The sequence below is a fragment of the Pseudoxanthomonas sp. P4_B2 genome (assembly GCF_056402315.1).
Window position 1 is genome coordinate 312450 of record NZ_JBFUHQ010000005.1, and the last position, 17191, is coordinate 329640.

General features: G+C 63.7%; 21 protein-coding genes. 8 read left to right on the forward strand and 13 right to left on the reverse strand.

Annotation, left to right across the window (positions count from 1 at the left end):
* Positions 1-33 precede the first annotated feature (33 nt).
* Both pdxH and AC1DTQ_RS14290 read left to right on the forward strand, forming a co-directional pair.
* Positions 34-636 (forward strand): pyridoxamine 5'-phosphate oxidase, encoded by a 603-nt coding sequence (pdxH, locus tag AC1DTQ_RS14285; RefSeq protein ID WP_477850427.1) that lies wholly within the window; start codon positions 34-36, stop codon positions 634-636.
* The gene (locus tag AC1DTQ_RS14290; RefSeq protein WP_477850428.1) at positions 602-1492 is read left to right on the forward strand and encodes a cobalamin-binding protein; all 891 of its coding nucleotides are present in this window, start codon (positions 602-604) and stop codon (positions 1490-1492) included. Before pdxH ends, AC1DTQ_RS14290 begins: the two co-directional genes overlap by 35 nt.
* A gap of 10 nt (positions 1493-1502) precedes the next feature.
* On the opposite strand, the gene AC1DTQ_RS14295 is transcribed toward AC1DTQ_RS14290, so the two are convergent.
* Genes AC1DTQ_RS14295 through AC1DTQ_RS14305 form a run of 3 tightly spaced genes read right to left on the reverse strand, consistent with a single transcriptional unit; the run spans position 1503 to position 3497 of the window.
* Positions 1503-1955, reverse strand: a complete 453-nt coding sequence (locus AC1DTQ_RS14295; RefSeq protein WP_477850429.1) for a DUF4426 domain-containing protein — start codon at positions 1953-1955, stop codon at positions 1503-1505.
* A 28-nt stretch (positions 1956-1983) separates the two neighbouring features.
* Complete coding sequence (gene proC, locus AC1DTQ_RS14300; protein WP_477850431.1) at positions 1984-2808, reverse strand: pyrroline-5-carboxylate reductase; 825 nt, start codon at positions 2806-2808, stop codon at positions 1984-1986.
* Between the two features lie 8 nt (positions 2809-2816).
* Positions 2817-3497, reverse strand: coding sequence for a YggS family pyridoxal phosphate-dependent enzyme (locus AC1DTQ_RS14305; RefSeq protein WP_477850432.1), 681 nt, complete (start codon positions 3495-3497; stop codon positions 2817-2819).
* A gap of 96 nt (positions 3498-3593) precedes the next feature.
* Between AC1DTQ_RS14305 and AC1DTQ_RS14310 the strand changes: the two genes are divergently transcribed.
* The 3 genes from AC1DTQ_RS14310 to AC1DTQ_RS14320 all read left to right on the forward strand — a co-directional run bounded on the left by AC1DTQ_RS14310 (position 3594) and on the right by AC1DTQ_RS14320 (position 6743).
* Positions 3594-4631: a type IV pilus twitching motility protein PilT gene (locus AC1DTQ_RS14310; protein WP_310089740.1), complete on the forward strand. Its 1038-nt coding sequence runs from the start codon at positions 3594-3596 to the stop codon at positions 4629-4631.
* A 75-nt stretch (positions 4632-4706) separates the two neighbouring features.
* A complete protein-coding gene (locus tag AC1DTQ_RS14315; RefSeq protein ID WP_477850434.1) occupies positions 4707-5837 on the forward strand; it encodes a PilT/PilU family type 4a pilus ATPase in 1131 nt (376 codons plus the stop codon).
* 66 nt (positions 5838-5903) lie between these two features.
* A complete protein-coding gene (locus tag AC1DTQ_RS14320) occupies positions 5904-6743 on the forward strand; it encodes an NAD-dependent protein deacetylase (RefSeq protein WP_477850435.1) in 840 nt (279 codons plus the stop codon).
* Between the two features lie 168 nt (positions 6744-6911).
* Here the strand turns inward: AC1DTQ_RS14320 and AC1DTQ_RS14325 are convergent, their stop codons facing one another.
* The gene (locus AC1DTQ_RS14325; protein WP_477850436.1) at positions 6912-7454 is read right to left on the reverse strand and encodes a DNA-3-methyladenine glycosylase I; all 543 of its coding nucleotides are present in this window, start codon (positions 7452-7454) and stop codon (positions 6912-6914) included.
* 46 nt (positions 7455-7500) lie between these two features.
* Between AC1DTQ_RS14325 and AC1DTQ_RS14330 the strand changes: the two genes are divergently transcribed.
* From AC1DTQ_RS14330 to AC1DTQ_RS14340, 3 genes are all read left to right on the forward strand, one after another.
* Complete coding sequence (locus tag AC1DTQ_RS14330; RefSeq protein WP_477850437.1) at positions 7501-8079, forward strand: YqgE/AlgH family protein; 579 nt, start codon at positions 7501-7503, stop codon at positions 8077-8079.
* Between the two features lie 10 nt (positions 8080-8089).
* The gene (gene ruvX, locus AC1DTQ_RS14335) at positions 8090-8536 is read left to right on the forward strand and encodes a Holliday junction resolvase RuvX (protein WP_310089745.1); all 447 of its coding nucleotides are present in this window, start codon (positions 8090-8092) and stop codon (positions 8534-8536) included.
* Positions 8537-8707: 171 nt separating this feature from the next.
* The gene (locus AC1DTQ_RS14340; RefSeq protein ID WP_477850438.1) at positions 8708-9652 is read left to right on the forward strand and encodes an aspartate carbamoyltransferase catalytic subunit; all 945 of its coding nucleotides are present in this window, start codon (positions 8708-8710) and stop codon (positions 9650-9652) included.
* Between the two features lie 105 nt (positions 9653-9757).
* Here the strand turns inward: AC1DTQ_RS14340 and AC1DTQ_RS14345 are convergent, their stop codons facing one another.
* The 9 genes from AC1DTQ_RS14345 to AC1DTQ_RS14385 form a co-directional block, all read right to left on the reverse strand.
* Positions 9758-10036 carry a hypothetical protein gene (locus tag AC1DTQ_RS14345; protein WP_477850439.1) on the reverse strand — a complete coding sequence of 93 codons (279 nt, stop codon included), beginning with the start codon at positions 10034-10036 and terminating at the stop codon, positions 9758-9760.
* Between the two features lie 14 nt (positions 10037-10050).
* Positions 10051-10851 carry a carboxylesterase family protein gene (locus AC1DTQ_RS14350; protein ID WP_477850440.1) on the reverse strand — a complete coding sequence of 267 codons (801 nt, stop codon included), beginning with the start codon at positions 10849-10851 and terminating at the stop codon, positions 10051-10053.
* Positions 10852-10932: 81 nt separating this feature from the next.
* Positions 10933-12294 carry a magnesium transporter gene (gene mgtE / locus AC1DTQ_RS14355; RefSeq protein WP_310089748.1) on the reverse strand — a complete coding sequence of 454 codons (1362 nt, stop codon included), beginning with the start codon at positions 12292-12294 and terminating at the stop codon, positions 10933-10935.
* A gap of 106 nt (positions 12295-12400) precedes the next feature.
* Complete coding sequence (ptsP, locus tag AC1DTQ_RS14360; protein WP_477850441.1) at positions 12401-14122, reverse strand: phosphoenolpyruvate--protein phosphotransferase; 1722 nt, start codon at positions 14120-14122, stop codon at positions 12401-12403.
* A 3-nt stretch (positions 14123-14125) separates the two neighbouring features.
* Entirely contained in the window at positions 14126-14395 is a 270-nt protein-coding gene (locus tag AC1DTQ_RS14365; protein WP_310089750.1) for an HPr family phosphocarrier protein, read from the reverse strand.
* Positions 14388-14780, reverse strand: coding sequence for a PTS sugar transporter subunit IIA (locus tag AC1DTQ_RS14370; RefSeq protein ID WP_477850442.1), 393 nt, complete (start codon positions 14778-14780; stop codon positions 14388-14390). Before AC1DTQ_RS14370 ends, AC1DTQ_RS14365 begins: the two co-directional genes overlap by 8 nt.
* Before the next feature lie 49 nt (positions 14781-14829).
* A complete protein-coding gene (gene rapZ / locus AC1DTQ_RS14375; RefSeq protein ID WP_477850443.1) occupies positions 14830-15768 on the reverse strand; it encodes an RNase adapter RapZ in 939 nt (312 codons plus the stop codon).
* Positions 15765-16715: an HPr(Ser) kinase/phosphatase gene (gene hprK, locus AC1DTQ_RS14380; protein WP_310089753.1), complete on the reverse strand. Its 951-nt coding sequence runs from the start codon at positions 16713-16715 to the stop codon at positions 15765-15767. The genes rapZ and hprK overlap by 4 nt, the downstream gene beginning before the upstream one ends.
* The gene (locus tag AC1DTQ_RS14385) at positions 16712-17176 is read right to left on the reverse strand and encodes a PTS sugar transporter subunit IIA (RefSeq protein WP_477850444.1); all 465 of its coding nucleotides are present in this window, start codon (positions 17174-17176) and stop codon (positions 16712-16714) included. The genes hprK and AC1DTQ_RS14385 overlap by 4 nt, the downstream gene beginning before the upstream one ends.
* Between the last annotated feature and the right edge of the window lie 15 nt (positions 17177-17191).

The following is a 17191-nucleotide window of genomic DNA, read 5'->3' on the forward strand; positions in this document are numbered from 1 at the left end:
GCTGCCGACTCCCGCATTCTGAGAAAAAAACCGATGATCGACCTGTACGAAGAAGCGCTTTCCACTTTCTCCGGACTGTTCGCGGAGGCCAAAGCCAGCAGTGGAGAGATCGAGCCCAATGCCATGGCCGTGGCGACCGCGACCGCCGATGGCCGGCCGTCGGCGCGGACCGTGCTGCTCAAATCCTTCGATGAGCGCGGCTTCGTGTTCTATACCCATCTGCACAGCCACAAAGGCCGAGAACTGGAAACCAATCCGCGCGCCGCCCTGCTGTTCCTATGGCGCAGGCTGCGGGCGGCGGGCATTCAGGTGCGAATCGAGGGCTTGGTGCAGGTGGTGGACGATGTGGAGGCCGACGTGTATTTCGCTTCGCGCCCGCGCCCCAGCCAGATTGGCGCGTGGGCTTCCGCTCAGTCGGAAACCCTAGGCTCGCGCGACGACTTCGACGACCGTATTGCCCAGGTGGAAGCGGAATTCGAGGGGCGCGAGATTCCGCGGCCGGAAGGCTGGAGTGGGTTCCGGGTGATTCCGGAGGCGTTCGAGTTCTGGTACGGCGCCGAGTTCCGCCTGCACGAACGCTGGCGTTACGAATGCGATGCCGATGGCCAATGGTCTAAGCGGATGCTGTATCCGTGATGATGACGGTCTGCAATCGCAGGGCCGACCAGAGGAATGGCCTACGTTGGGGCATCCGGTGACGGGTCCGCAGCGCATCGTCTGCCTCACTGAAGAGCCCACCGAAACGCTGTATGCGCTGGGAGAGCAGCACCGCATCGTCGGTATCAGCGGCTTCACCGTGCGTCCTGCCATCGCACGCAAAGAAAAGCCGAAAGTCAGCGCGTTCACCAGCGCCAAGATTGGCGAGATTCTCCAACTCAAGCCCGATTTCGTGGTCGGCTTCTCCGATATCCAATCCGAGATCGCGGCCGAATTGATCAAGCACGGAGTGGAAGTCTGGATCTCCAACCACCGCAGCGTGGACGGCATCCTGGATTACATCCGCCGGCTCGGCGCGTTGGTCGGAGCGAGCGGTAAGGCCGACGCTTATGCAGACGAACTACAGCGCGGACTGGATGAAATCGAACGGGAATCAGCGGCATTGCCGCGGCGTCCCAAAGTCTACTTCGAAGAATGGGATGAGCCGCCGATCACCGGCATACGCTGGGTGGCGGAACTGATACGGATTGCCGGCGGCGACGATGTGTTCCCGGAACTGTCCGTCGAATCGTTGGCCAAGCACCGCATCCTGGCCGATGCCGGAGTGGTGGTGCAGCGTGCGCCCGACATCATCCTGGGTTCATGGTGCGGAAAGAAATTCCGGCCGGAGAAAGTCGCCGTACGTCCGGGTTGGCAGGCGATACCCGCAGTCCGCGATGGCGAACTTCACGAAATCAAGTCGCCGTTGATCTTGCAGCCCGGGCCCGCGGCATTGACCGATGGCGTGCGCGAGATGGCGCGCATCATCCAGGCCTGGTCGGGGCGAAACAGATGAGCGCGCCTTCCTAGAAGTTGCGCTGGAACTTGAACGTTTCGTTGCGAGAACCCGACTTCAGCGTCACTTCGAAGCGATAGCTTTCGCGGTTGCTGATGGCGAAAGTGCCGATATGGTCGGTGTAGTCGCCGGTCTTCGCCGCATGGAAAACGATGTTCTGCCGCATGCCTTGCAGGTCGTAGGCGATGGCGGACACTTCCCCCTCGGCCGCTTGTTCCTCGCCGTCGGCGACGCGGCGCAGCGCCACCACAATCAGCCCGGTACCGGCATCCTTGCTGACGCTGTACTCGCGCGCCACCGCATCGTTAAGGCTCAAGGTGGGCAACGCGTTGTAGTGCACGCGCAGGTCGCCGAAGTCGGCGGAAGAAACGGCAGGTGGAACGAATTCGGCGGCGCGCGGCTTTTCTCCCGCTGAACACGCGGCGATGAGCAGGATCAACAACAACAGCGCAAAATGTTTCATGGGAGGGTCTCGAGAGTCTTGATGTCGTTCAGTCGTTCGCCGCCGACAATGCCTTGCCGCGCTTGCTGGCCGCATGGATCGCCTTGCCGACCAGTTTCGCGAAGCCGCCTTCCTGGAACGTTTCGATCGCTGCCTGGGTAGTGCCGTTCGGCGAAGTCACCCGCTTACGCAGTTCGGCGGGCGCTTCGTCCGATTCGGTCAGCATGCGAGCCGCGCCCAGGATGGTCTGCAACACCAGGGTGCGCGCGGCATGGTCGGATAGGCCCTCTGTCTTCGCCGCCTCCTCCATGGCTTCGGCCAGCAGAAAGACATACGCAGGACCGCTGCCCGAAACCGCAGTCACCGCGTCCATCTTCGCCTCTTCGTCGATCCATACCGTACGGCCGGCGCTTGAAAGCAGTTCCTCCGCTCGTTCTCGCCCGGCCACATCGACTTGCGCGGTGGCGAACAGCCCGGTCACGCCCGCGCCTAGCAGGGCGGGGGTGTTGGGCATGGCGCGAATGATGGCGATATCGCCGCCCAGCCAGCGTTGCATTTGCACGGCGGTGATGCCTGCGGCGATGGAAACCACCAGCGGCCTGCCGGATCGCGCGCTGGCCGCCAGTCCTTCGCAGACGATCCGCATCACCTGCGGCTTCACCGCCAGCACCCACAGGCTTGCGTCAGCAGCGGCTTCCAGCGCCGTGGCGAATACGGGCACGCCGAAATCCCTCGCCAGCGATTCCCGAACCGCCTCGACCGGTTCCGCAACCCGGATGCTTGCGGCGCTTACGCCGCGCGCGAGCAAGCCGCCGATCAGGCTGCGCGCCATGTTGCCGCCGCCGATAAAGGCGATTGATTCCTGATGTCGCATGCGTTTCCTCAAGGGTTCGCGGCGCGCGGGCCGAACAGGGCGGTGCCGATACGCACCATCGTCGCACCTTCGGCGATGGCCAGCGGGAAATCGTCGCTCATTCCCATCGACAACGTATCGACCGAGGCATAGCGAGTGGCCAGCTTGTCGAACAAGGTCGCCATGTCGCGGTAGGCGGGGCGGCGCGATTCGATGTCCGGATGCGGCGTCGGAATCGCCATCAGTCCGCGCAGCACCAGGCGCGGTTCCTGCACGATGGCTGCGGCCAGTTCCGGCACCCGTTCCGGAGCGCATCCGTGCTTGCTGGCCTCGTCGTCGATATTGACCTGCACCAGCACATTCAGCGGCGGGCGATGCGGCGGACGGAAACGGGCGAGCGCGGCGACCAGTTTCAGCCGGTCCACGGTCTGCACCCAGTCGAAGATGTCCGCGGCCACATCCGCCTTGTTGGATTGCAGGTGACCGATCAGATGCCATTCCAGTCCTGCGTCCGCCAGCGCGCGGATCTTGGCCTGCGCTTCCTGAACGTAATTTTCGCCAAAAGCGCGCTGTCCGGCGGCGGCTAGAGTCGCGACCGCCGTCGCAGTTTGGGTCTTGGAAACCGCCAGTAACCGGGGCAATGGCCGATGGCTCGCGATAGCTGCGTTTTCAAGGCTTTGTAGTGTCGCGTTGAGCCGTTGTGCGAGCATAATCCTTCAACCGTTGGATATCGCGGCAAGGGCGCTATACTGCCTCTCGGGGATGTATCGTTCCAGCTGTCGCAGCAATTTTGGGGAAAGCAGCGTATGGATATCGCCGAACTACTGGCGTTCTCGGTCAAGAACAAAGCATCTGACCTTCATCTGTCGGCCGGCCTGCCGCCGATGATCCGGGTGGATGGCGATGTGCGCCGCATCAACATTCCGGCGCTGGACCACAAGCAGGTGCACTCGCTGGTCTACGACATCATGTCGGACAAGCAGCGCCGCGACTTCGAGGAGTTCCTTGAGGTCGACTTCTCCTTCGAGATTCCCAGCCTGGCGCGCTTCCGCGTCAACGCCTTCAATCAGAACCGCGGCGCCGGTGCGGTGTTCCGTACCATTCCCTCCGAAGTGCTGACGCTCGAGGACTTGGGTTGCCCGCCGCTGTTCAAGCAGCTGATCGAGCAGCCGCAGGGTTTGATCCTGGTCACCGGTCCCACCGGCTCGGGCAAGTCGACCACGCTGGCGGCGATGATCGACCATATCAACAAGAACGAGTACGGCCACATCCTCAGCGTCGAGGACCCGATCGAGTTCGTGCACACCTCGCAGAAGTGCCTGATCAACCAGCGCGAAGTGCACCGCGATACGCATGGTTTCAACGAAGCCTTGCGCTCGGCGTTGCGCGAAGACCCCGACATCATCCTGGTCGGCGAGTTGCGCGATCTGGAGACCATCCGCTTGGCGTTGACCGCCGCGGAAACCGGACATCTCGTGTTCGCCACCCTGCACACCAGCTCGGCGGCCAAGACCATCGACCGCATCATCGACGTGTTCCCCGCCGGCGAGAAGCCGATGGTCCGCTCGATGCTTTCCGAATCTTTGCGCGCGGTGATCTCGCAGGCGCTTCTGAAGAAAGTAGGCGGCGGTCGTACCGCGGCTTGGGAAATCATGGTGGGCACGCCGGCCATCCGTAACCTCATCCGCGAGGACAAGGTGGCGCAGATGTATTCCGCCATCCAGACCGGTCAGCAGAACGGCATGATGACCCTGGACCAGCATTTGCAGGATCTGGTGAAGCGCTCGTTGATCACGCGCCACCAGGCCAAGGAATACGCCAAGGACAAGCGGTTGTTCGAATAACCAGGGCGCAGGGTAGGGGGAACAGGCACGTCGCCGCCCCTCCCTGGTCCCAGTTCCCAGTTCCCGGAGACAGCCATGAGCACCATCGATTTCACCTCGTTCCTCAAGCTGATGGCGCACCAGAAAGCGTCGGACCTGTTCATCACGTCCGGCATGCCGCCGTCGATCAAGGTCAACGGCAAGATCTCGCCGATCACGCAGACGCCATTGACCAGCCAGCAGAGCCGCGATCTGGTGCTCAACGTGATGACGCCGGCCCAGCGCGAGGAATTCGAAAAGACCCACGAGTGCAACTTCGCCATCGGCGTCGCCGGCGTGGGCCGTTTCCGCGTCAGCTGCTTCTACCAGCGCAATCAGGTAGGCATGGTCCTGCGCCGCATCGAAGCGCGCATTCCCACCGTCGAAGAGCTGAACCTGCCGCCGATCATCAAGACGCTGGCCATGACCAAGCGCGGCATCATCATCTTCGTCGGCGCCACGGGTACCGGTAAATCCACTTCGCTGGCGGCGATGATCGGCTACCGCAACCAGAATTCCACCGGTCACATCATCACCATCGAAGACCCGATCGAATTCGTGCACAAGCACGAGGGCTGCATCATCACCCAGCGCGAAGTGGGCATCGATACCGACAGCTGGGACAACGCGCTGAAGAACACCCTGCGCCAGGCCCCGGACGTGATCATGATCGGCGAAGTGCGCACCCGCGAAGGCATGGACCACGCGATCGCCTTCGCCGAAACCGGCCACTTGGTGCTGTGCACCCTGCACGCCAACAACGCCAACCAGGCCATGGACCGCGTCATCAACTTTTTCCCGGAAGACCGCCGCGGCCAGTTGCTGATGGACCTTTCGCTGAACCTCAAGGGCGTGGTCGCGCAGCAGCTGATCCCAACCCCCGACGGCAAGGCCCGTCGCGTGGCGATGGAGATCATGCTGGGCACGCCGCTGATCCAGGATTACATCCGCGAGGGCGAAATCCACAAGCTCAAGGAAGTGATGAAGGAATCGACCAATCTGGGCATGAAGACCTTCGACCAGAGCCTGTTCGAGCTCTACCAGGCCGGTGAAATCAGCTACGAAGACGCGCTGCGCTTCGCCGACTCCCAGAACGAGGTCCGCCTGCGCATCAAACTGGCTCAGGGCGGCGACGCCCGTACCTTGGCGCAGGGGCTGGATGGGGTGGAGATCGCCGAAGTACGCTGATCTTTCGCCGATAACCGCGAGACCGAGGGGGCAGGCAACTGCCCCTTTTTCGTGGACAATCGAAGCATGGGCGCGTGCTTACAGGAAATTGCCGACCCCGCCGAGCGCCTGCGCGAGTGGTTGGCCGGCTTCGACCGTGTGTTCGTGCTCACCGGCGCCGGCTGCAGCACTGGCTCGGGCATTCCCGACTACCGGGATGCGCAAGGCGGATGGAAGCGAACGCCGCCTGTGAACTATCGCGGCTTCATCGATGATCCGCTGATGAACGCGCGCTACTGGGCACGCAGTTTTATTGGCTGGCCGATCGTTGCGCGTGCTGCGCCCAATGCCGCGCACCATGCGCTGGCGCAATGGCAGGCGCGTGGCGGCGTGGCTCGGCTAGTGACCCAGAATGTGGATGGCCTGCACGAGCGCGCCGGCAGCATGGAGGTCACCGATCTGCATGGGCGCATCGACCAGGTGATCTGCCTGCAATGCAACGAGCGTTATTTGCGGGCCCACATCCAGCAACGCTTGGCCGAAAGCAACCCGCAATGGGAAGAGCTCAGTGCGCAAGCGGCGCCCGATGGCGATGCGGACTTGGAAGGATGCGATTTCTCGAGCTTCAGCGTCCCCTCTTGCGAAGCTTGTGGCGGCATGCTGAAACCGGATGTGGTGTTCTTCGGTGAAAGCGTGCCGCGTGCGCGTTATGAAGATGCGCGCGCCGCGCTGGCGCAAGCCGATGCATTGCTGGTGGTCGGCTCGTCGCTAATGGTCTATTCCGGTTTCCGCTTCGCGCGAATGGCACATGAAGACGGCCAGCCTATTGCCATCCTCAACTTGGGCCAGACCCGCGCCGACGATCTGGCCGCGCTCAAAATCGAAGCTGATTGCGCGTCGACGTTAGAATGCGCCCTGATTTCGTAGCGTAAAGCAAACGAGGAACCCTTCTCTCGCTTGCGGGAGAAGGTGGCGCGTAGCGCCGGATGAGGGCAGCTTGGGCTTGGTTGGCTTCGGCTGCGCCCTCACCCGCCTTCGGCACCCTCTCCCGCAAGCAGGAGAGGGGCTTGGATCATGGGTCATATGGGATCGGAGTTACTTGTCTTTCCGCATCCACGCCGGCTTGCGCTTAGCCGCACGCTTGAAGGTCGGGCAGCCCTCGTGGTGCGCGCCGGGCAGGTAGCCCAGGCTCATCAAGAATTCGCCGGTGATCTCGCCGCCGGTGAAGCGGAAGGTCTTCTTGAACAGTTTCACCCACTCGGCCTTCGGCAGCGGGTGGTGCGCCTCCAGCCATTGCGAGAATCCGCCATGCGACTTGCGCAGGCCGCGGATAACCTGCGCGTTATGGATGGCCGCGTCGACTTTCAGCCGGTTGCGGATGATGCCGGCGTCGGCGAGCAGACGGGCGCGGTCCTTTTCGCCGTAGCGGGCCACTTTGTCCACGTCGAAACCGCTGTAGGCGCTTTGAAAACCCTCGCGTTTCTTCAGGATGGTTTCCCAGCTGAGACCGGCCTGGTTGATCTCCAGAATTAGGCGTTCGAACAGGTTCGACTCCTCGGTTTGCGGGAACCCGTATTCCTGATCGTGGTACGGGCCATGGACCGGGTGTCCGGGCGCGAAATCGCAATAAGTGGTCATGACAACAGGTTAACCCGGAAGCGATATGAGGCTCTAGAATGGATGCATGTCCGCCAGTCCCGCCGCCAACCCCGCCAAATTCACCAACCAGCTGCTGATCGCGCTGCCGGCGCTGAACGACCCCCATTTCGCGCGCAGCGTGGCGCTGATTTGCCAGCACGACGAAGAGGGAGCGATGGGCGTGGTGGTCAACCGCGCTTCCGAGTACACCCTGGGCGACGTGCTAGCGCAGATGAACCTGGAAGTGCGCGATCCCGCACTGGGCAGCCAGATCGTCCTGAACGGCGGACCGGTGCACCCGGAGCGGGGATTCGTTCTGCACGATGGCGACCGTCAGTGGGATTCCACTTTGACGATCGGCAACGGACTGGCGCTGACCACCTCGCGCGACATCCTGGAAGCGATGGCCGAAGGCGCCGGTCCGATCCATGTTGTGGTCGCGCTGGGATGCGCCGGCTGGGGGGCTGGGCAGTTGGAGTTCGAGCTTGGCGAAAACAGCTGGCTCACGGTGCCCGCCGACAACGAATTGCTGTTCGCGCTGCCTTTGGAGCAACGCTGGCATGCGGCCGGCGGACGCATCGGCATCGATATGACCCGCGTGACCGACTACAGCGGACACGCATGAAAGGCCGAGCATGAAACTCGATGGCACAGTGCTCGGGTTCGACGTTGGCGCCAAGCGCATCGGCGTGGCGGTGGGCAGCGCTTTCGGCAACGGCGCGCGTGCGCTGGCCGTGATCGACGTGCATGGCCATGGTCCGGACTGGCAGGCAATCGACAAGTTGCGCGAGGAATGGCGTCCAGATGGGTTAGTGGTTGGCGACCCTATGACTCTGGAAGGCGGCGACCAGCCCATCCGCCAGCGCGCCCACGCTTTCGCGCGCGAACTGCAGGCGCGCTACAAGTTGCCGGTGGTGCTGGTGGACGAGCGCTCCAGCTCGGTCGAAGCCGCGCAACGTTTCGCGCTGGACCGCGCCGAAGGCCGCAAGCGCCGTCGCGATGCGGTGGCGCTGGATGCGGTGGCCGCTGCGGTGATCATCGAACGCTGGCTGGCGGCGCCGCACGATGCAACGCAGATTTAAGCTTTTCCTTCTCCCATTGGGAGAAGGTGGCGCGAAGCGACGGATGAGGGAGGGAGAATTCCAACCCACGGAAAGTCCATTACAAACCGACAATCCATTCCCTCATCCGCCCTTCGGGCACCTTCTCCCGGTGGGAGAAGGAACATACGCTTCATGACCAGGAACCCAAGCATGACCCTGCAACTCGATTCGGACGGACACCTGCGCCATCTGCTGACCCTGGAAGGACTGCCGAAGGAAACCCTGTGCCGTTTGCTCGATCGCGCTGGCCAGATCCGCGACGCCGCGCTGGGGCGCGCCCATAAACGCAATTCGTTGCTCGGCACTACTATCTGCACGCTGTTCTTCGAGCCTTCGACGCGCACGCGCAGTTCGTTCCACATCGCCGCGCAACGCCTCAGCGCCGATGTCATCAATTTCGATGCCTCCACGTCTTCCGCCCGCAAAGGCGAAACGGCCCTGGATACGCTGAAGAATCTGGAAGCGATGGGTGTGCGCGGCTTCATCGTCCGCCACCCCGAAGACGGCGCTGCCGAAGCGCTTGCAATGCAGGCAGGCGAGGGCACCACGGTGATCAATGCCGGCGACGGCCGCAGCGCTCATCCCACGCAGGGGCTGTTGGATGCCCTGACCTTGCGACAGGCGAAAGGAGCCGACTTTTCGAGGCTCAAAGTCCTGATCGTCGGCGACGTGAAGCACTCGCGGGTCGCGCGTTCCGATCTGCATGCGCTACGGACGCTGGGCACGGGAGAGATCCGCGTCTGTGGTCCCGCCTCGCTGCTGCCCGATGACGGCACCCTCGAGGGCTGCGCCACCAGCGATGACTTCGATGCCATGCTGGAAGGTGTGGACGCGGTGATGATGCTGCGCTTGCAGCGCGAGCGGATGGAGGAGGGGTTGGTTGCCTCGCTGGAGGATTACCACAGGCAATATGGCCTTACCGCGGAGCGTTTGCGCCGTGCGGCTTCCGATGCGGTGGTGTTGCATCCAGGGCCCATCAACCGCGGCATCGAGATCACTGACGAAGTCGCCGATGGTCCGCAGTCGCTGGTCCTCCGCCAGGTCAGCAACGGCGTCGCGATTCGCATGGCGGTTCTGGAATCGTTGCTGGCGTAGGAGCGACGTGAGTCGCGAATCCTCCTGCCGGGTACAAATCGATTTCGCGACTCACGTCGCTCCTACGCGTTCCTACGTTGCCCCAGCGAAACGCCAACCAAAGCGTCAGTGATCGGCCTTGCGGTGCAGCGCCAGGGCTTCTTCCACCAGCGCCAGCTGCTGTTGCGCTTCCAGATTACCGTCGGCGGCCGCCTGCCGGACCTGATCCATATCCGGGTGCGACACGATCAGCAAGGTGTTCTCGCAAGCTGGGCAGGCGTAGTCCGTCACTTCCTCGTGCAGCTCCATCTGCATTTTGCTGGAATCGCCTTCCCATCCGCATACGCAGCTGATGCGATCAGTGCGCCAGCCAGGCGTGAAATAGTTACGGATGATTTCTGCCATGGGCGCTTGCCGTCTCAGTCCCGGCGCTGGGCGAATAGCCACGTCCACATGGCATCGTGGTTATAGGTAGCGTCCCAGGAGTTGTGGCTTTCGTCCGGAAATTCGGTGTATTGCACGTCGGCGCCAACGGCCTTGAGCGCAGCAAAGGTCTTGCGGTCGTCGTTCGGCAGCACCACGTCATCCTTGGCGCCGTGAAAAATCCAGATCGGCACATGCTTCAGCTGGGACGCCAGGGCGGCATAGGGATCGGGAGCGTTGGCCACTTCGGTGACGTAAAGCGCGCGCCCGCCGCCGGGCATCAGGATCCCGCCGCAGATCGGGACCAGCGCAGCGAAGCGGTTGGGCGTCTTCAGCGCCGTTTCCCAAGTGCCATAGCCGCCCATCGACAGGCCGGTCAGATAGATGCGGCGAGGATCGCCGTTGAATTCCCTGGTCGCCGCTTCGGTCGCTGCCAGCGCCATGTCCACGTTGGCGCCCATCCATTCTCCGTTCTCTTCCACCTGCGGGAATACGACGATGGCGGGAAAATCCGCAAGATGCTTGCGCACATAGGGCCCTAGGCCAGCGACCAGCTGCAGCTCGTTGTCGGAACCGCGTTCGCCCGAACCATGTAGGAACAGGATCACCGGCAATTTTCCCTTCGACACCGAAGTAGCGGGCACGAAGACCTGGTAGCGGCGTTGCACACCCTGGAGGGTGACTTCGCGCTCCAGAAATTCGCCAGTCGTCCTGTTTGGCAAGCTGCTGCAACCCGGCAATGCGATTGAAAACATCAACATCAATCCGATCAGCGAGGCGTGACGGAAGAATGGCATGCGAAGAGCCTCCAAGTGTGCTTGTAAGGATGATAACGCGGCACCTGGCGATCCGTGGACGACGATGCGATGCGGCGGTCCTCAGCGAAGCAGAACCACCGTGGCCAGGCCCAGGAAGCTCAGGAAACCCATCACATCGGTGACCGTGGTCAGGATCACCCCGCCGGCCAGCGCTGGATCGAAGCCCATGCGCTTGAGCGTCAGCGGCACCATCACCCCGGCGGTCGCGGCGGAAAGCAAGTTGATGGTCAGTGCAGTGCCGATCACCAGGGAAAGCGGAAGGTCGTGGAACCAGAGGAACACGATGATGCCGAGTACCAGTCCCAGACTCAGCCCATTCATCAGCGCCACCCGCAACTCCTTCCACAGCAGGACGCGCACGTTGGAGGCGCCCACCTGCCCGAGCGCCAGGCCGCGCACCATCAACGCCAGCACCTGGGTGCCGGCGTTGCCGCCCATGCCGGCCACTATGGGCATCAACACGGCCAGCGCGACGATCTTCTCGATGGTGCCTTCGAAACGGCCGACCACGGAAGACGCGAGGAACGCGGTGCCGAGGTTGATGCCCAGCCAGGTCAGGCGGCGGCGGAACGCGCGCGCCACCGGGCTGAAGAGGTCCTCGTCCTCGTCCAGACCCGCGGCGCCCAAAGCCTGGTGTTCGGCCTGTTCGCGGATGATGTCGACCACGTCGTCGATGGTGATGCGGCCGAGCAGGATGTTGTTGTCGTCCACCACCGGGGCGGAGATCCAGTCGTGGTCGGTGAACTGGCGCGCGACCGCGTCGGCGGAGTCTTCCACCGCGATAGCCGGCTGCTCGTCGTCGATCAACCGGTTGATCGGGGTGCTGTCGTCGTGGGTGACCAACGAGGCCAGCGACAGGCGCCCCAGGTACTGGTGACGGCGGCTGACCACGAAAAGATGATCGGTGTGGTCGGGCAATTCGCCGCGCAGGCGCAGATATCGCAGCACCACATCCACGTTGACGTCGGCGCGCACGGTGACCACGTCGGGGTTCATCAAACGGCCGGCGGTGTCTTCCGGGTAGGACAGGACCTGCTCGAGGCGCTCGCGGTTCTCGCGGTCCATCGACTTGAGCACTTCGTCGATGACGGTATCCGGTAGGTCTTCCACCAGATCGGCTAGATCGTCGATGTCCAGATCTTCGACCGCGGCGATGATCTCGTCCGGGTCCATGTCCGCCAGCAGGCTTTCGCGCACTTCGTCGCCGACATGCACCAGCACTTCGCCGTCGTCTTCGGGATCGACCAATCCCCACACCACTTCACGCTTGCCGGGCGGCAGCGATTCCAGCAAGTTGCCGATTTCCGCCGGTGCCAGGGTGTTGATCAGGCGCCGCACAGGGCCGAGCCGGCCACTGTCCAGTGCATCGGACAGCAGGCGAAGCTGGCGCGCGGTTTTGTCGTGGCGGACGGCTTCAGCCATGCGCGACTCCCGGTAGCGGTGAAGCCACTTCCGTGAGGGAGGCGGCAGGTCAGGTGTTCATCGCGGCATTATCCCCCCACCGCCGAACAATGCCCACCCTTTGCGCCTACGACAGCGTCGCGGATTCCAGCCAGCTTTCGATGCCGGCCCGGTCGCGCGCTTGCAGTAGCTTGTCGACGCGCGCCTTGAGCGCGGACAGGTCGCTGCCGCGGATGGCCTTACGCACTTCCAGCAAGGTCGCCGGATGCAGGCTGAACTCGGTCAGGCCCAACGCCAGCAACAAGGGCGCGAGCGCAGCATCGCCAGCGATTTCGCCGCACACGGCCACGGGGGTGCCGTATTCGTTGGCGGTGTTGATGATGTGTTTCAGCAACCGCACCACACCGGGGTTCAGTGGCGAATAGAGTTCGCCCAGCGCTTCGTTGTTGCGATCCGCCGCCAGCAGGTATTGCACCAGGTCGTTGGTGCCGATGGAGAGGAAGTCCACGATGTCCACGAAAGCATGCAGCGCAATCGCCGCAGCGGGTACTTCGATCATCGCGCCCAGTGGGATATCGTCGGCGACTTCGGCCCCCTGCCTGCGCAGCTTGTCGGCAACGCGCTTCAGGCGCTTGCGCACCGCCACCATCTCTTCGCGGTTGCTGACCATGGGCACCAGTACGCGCACGGGCCCGTAGCCGGAGGCGCGCACAATGGCGCGCAACTGGGTGTCGAACAGCTCGCCCTGGGTCAGCGAAAGGCGCACGCCACGCAGGCCCAGCGCCGGATTGTCCTCGTTATCCAGCGTCAGCCCGGTGCGGTCGGCCTTGTCGGCGCCCAGGTCCAGGGTGCGGATGGTCACCGGCCGGCCGCTCATTCCCAGCACCACGTCGCGGTAGACGCGGAACTGTTCTTCCTCGTCGGGCAATTCGTTGCGTTGCAGGAACAGAAATTCGGTGCGGTACAGGCCCAGTCCGGAAGCGCCCAGGGAATGCGCCTGGGCGACGTCCTCGCCGGACTCGGCATTGGCCAGCAGAACGATATCGACGCCATCCTTCGTGCGCGTCGGCTTGGAACGCAGGCGTCCGAGTTCGCGTTGTTCCTTGGCCAGATCGCGCCGGCGCTGGCGGTAGGCGCGCAGATCGTCCGGACCGGGCTCGATCACGATCGAGCCGCTGGCGCCGTCGACGATCATCACATCGCCGTCGTTGATCTTCTGCAAGGCCTTGCTTGCGCCCACCACCAACGGCATGTGCAGGCTACGCGCCAGGATGGCGCTATGCGAAAGCGTGCTGCCAGCGGCGGTGACGATGGCGACCACACCCTGGGCCTGCAGCTGGGCCAGCTCCGAAGGCGCCACGTTATCGCTGATCAGGATGTCGCCGGCCACGCCCTTGGGCCCGCCGGTGCGCTTGTGCAGATGCGCATGGATGCGGCCGATCACATGGTCCAGATCGTCCATGCGACTCTTCAGATAGGGATCGTCCATGCCGTCGAACACTGCGGCCAGACGGTCGCGTTGCAGGCGCAAGGCGTAATCGGCGGTATAGCGACCGGCGCGGATCAACTCGTCCAAGCCGTGCAGCAGTTCCGGATCGTCCAGCAGCAGCGCATGCAGATCCAGGAATTCGCCGACTTCCTTGACCAGCGCGCCGTGAAGGCGTTCGCGCAGGGTATGCATCTCGCCGCGGGTGGAATTCACCGCCTCGTGCAGGCGCCGCAGTTCCTTTTCCACCGCGCCCGCGGCGATGCGTTGCTCGACCACTTCCAGCGCATGCGGCAACCTCACCCGGGCACGGCCTAGCGCGCTGCCGCGCGATGCGCCGTGGCCGGAGAGCTGCAGGCGCACCGGTCAGGTTTCCTCGTCGAATCGTCGCTCGAACAGCGCCGCTACGGCTTCCAGCGCCTCGGCTTCGCCCTCGCCGTCCACGCGCACCATCACCGGCGTGCCCTGGCCGGCCGCCAGCAACATCACGCCCATGATGCTTTTCGCGTTGACCTCGCGTCCCTTCGCCGACAGGGTCGCGTTGCAGCGATAGGCCGACAGCACCTGCACCAGCTTGGCGGTGGCGCGGGCATGCAGTCCCAGGCGGTTGGAAACGGTGAGTTCGCGTTCAAGCATCGTCGACTATGGCTCCATTGCGTGTGCCGGCGGCAGCTGTCGCCGGAAGTTGATCCAATCCCTGTTCCGCATAATTCATCACCCGTAGCAGCATCGGCAAGCTCAGCGCGGAAACGCGCCTGACCGGCGTCCCCAACCGGGCCAGTTCACTGGCCAGATTGCTGGGGCTGGCGCCGTAGAGATCAGTCAGCACCAATACCCCGTCGCCGCTGTCCACCCGTCTCAGCGCCGAGGAGGCTTGCGGCAGCAGAGCCAGGAAATCGGCGTCGAAAGGGACTTCGAACGCCTCCGTTTTCAGCGGCAACTGGCGCAAAAGACCTGTGGCCACTGCCAACAGCGACGCGCCGATCCCGGGGTGGGTTACAAGGAGAATGCCACAGGCCATGGGAGAACGTTAGCAGACCGGCGTGACCGGCCGAAAGGCGCGCCAAGCCTTAGTCCAGCTCCCGATGGAAAGTGGCCACTTCCTCCCAGCCCTGTTCCCGCGCGTGCGCCGCCAGCCGCTCGGCAAGGTATACGGAACGGTGCTTGCCGCCAGTGCAGCCGAAGGCGATGGTCACGTAGCTGCGCGTCTCCCCGCGCAGGCGCGGCAGCCAGGTATCGAGGAAGGCATTGACCTGGCCGACGTATTCGCTGACTTCCGGTTGCGCATCCAGGTAATCGCGCACGCCGCCCTCGCGTCCCGATAGCGGACGCAGCAGCGGATTCCAGTGCGGATTGGGCAGTACCCGCGCGTCGAACACGAAATCCGCGTCCGCCGGCACTCCGCGCTTGTAGGCGAACGACTCGAACAGCAGCGACAGCGACGAACCGTTGTTCAAGGCGAATTCGGCGATGATCCGCCGCCGTAACTGGTGCACGTTGAGCGCGGTGGTGTCGATGATCACGTCGGCTTCGCTGCGCAGCGGCGCGGTGATCTCGCGTTCGCGGGAAATGGATTCCGGCAGCGACAAGCCGAAGTGCGCCAGCGGATGCTTGCGGCGGGTGTCGGCATAGCGACGCAACAATACGTCGTCGCTGGCGTCGAAGAACAAGAGGGTGGCGCGCAAGCCCAGTTCGGTGACCGCGGCCCGCCATTGCGCCAGCTTGGACAGATCGCTATGGCGATTGCGCACGTCGATGCCCACGGCAATTTTTTGCGGCAATGCGTCGTCGCGCATCAGACTACGCACGAACGAGGGCAGCAGTTCCACCGGGAGGTTGTCGACGCAGTAGTAGTCCAGATCCTCGAAAGTCTTCAGCGCGACCGATTTGCCCGAGCCGGACAGTCCGCTGACGATCACTACGGTCGCCGCCGGACCGGCGGTTTGAGGTTCTACGGAGCCCTCATCGCGCTGGGGGTGCGATGAGGTGTCGGCGGGCTCCCCGCTCATGGTGTAGTGCGTTCCAGCAGATTGCTGTGCCGGGCGATGAACATCGCCGCCGGGTCGATGCCCTTGGTGCGCAGGATGTGCAGGCGGGTGGCCGCTTCGGTGAGCACGGCCAAGTTGCGGCCGGGCATCACCGGCAGGGTAATCAGCGGCACGTCCAGGTCCAACACATGGCGGCTGCCGCTGTCACCGGTGAGGCGCTCGTAACCGTGCGGGTTGGGTTCGGTCATGGGTCTGGTGAGATGAACGATCAGGCGCAGATACTTGTTCTTCTTCACGGCCGTGTCGCCGAACATGTCGCGCACGTTCAGCACGCCCAGACCGCGGACCTCGAGCAGGTCCTGCAGGAGCTCCGGGCAGGTACCGTCGAGCACATCGGGCGCGATCTGGGTGAATTCGGGCGCATCGTCGGCCACCAGGCGATGGCCTCGGCTGAGCAGTTCCAGCGCCAGCTCGCTTTTGCCCGATCCGGCTTCGCCGGTGATCAGCACGCCGATCGAATAGATTTCCATGAACACGCCATGCAGCGTCACCCGCGGCGCCAGCGTGCGGGCCATGTGATACGAAAGGTGGTTGAGCAGCTCGTGGCCGCGCTTGGGCGAGATCCACAAGGGCGTCTCCGATTCCTCGGCCGCTGCGCGCAGGTCTTCGGGGCAGGACTGATTCTTGCTGATCACCAATGCCAGCGGGCGGTATTGCACGATCTTCTCGATGGTTTCCCAGCGTTGCCGTGAATCCAGCGAATCCAGCCAGGCCAGCTCTTCGCTGCCCAGGATCTGCACCTTGTTGGGATAGATGGCGTTGAGGTAACCCGCCAGCGAGGGCCGGCGGGCAATGGTGTCCACCGCTTCCAGCATGCGCCGGTCGCCCTTGGCTCCGGCGAGCCAGCGCAGGGCGAGCTTGTCTTTCTGCTGATCGAACAATTCGCGGGCGGTGATGCTGGTGGTCATGCGGCGGCTTTGGGCGAGTGGGGTTGGTCCAGCAATAGCTTACGCATCGACTGCGCATCGGGTGCGTTGCGCAGCGCGGTACGGAAGCGCGGATCGGAAAAGCGTTCGGCCAGTTCCGACAGCAGCATCAGGTGCTGATGGGTGTAATGATCGGGCACGGCCATCGCAAACACCAGGTCGACGTTCTGGCCATCGTTTGCGTTGAAATCCACCGCCGGCTGCAGCCGCAGCAGGACGCCGCGCGGCGCTTCCAGCGTAGCTGAGCGGCCGTGCGGGATGGCGATGCCATGGCCGATCGCGGTGCTGCCCAGTCGTTCGCGCGCCTGCAGGCTGACGCGGAGATCGTCGGCACCGGCCTGCTGGCAGGCCAGCAGGCCGGCGGCCATTTCCAGCACCGCATCGCGGTCCGCTGCCTTCAATACGGAGGCGCGAACGTCCGCCAACTGGTCGGCAAGGGACATGTCAGGGAAGGGACA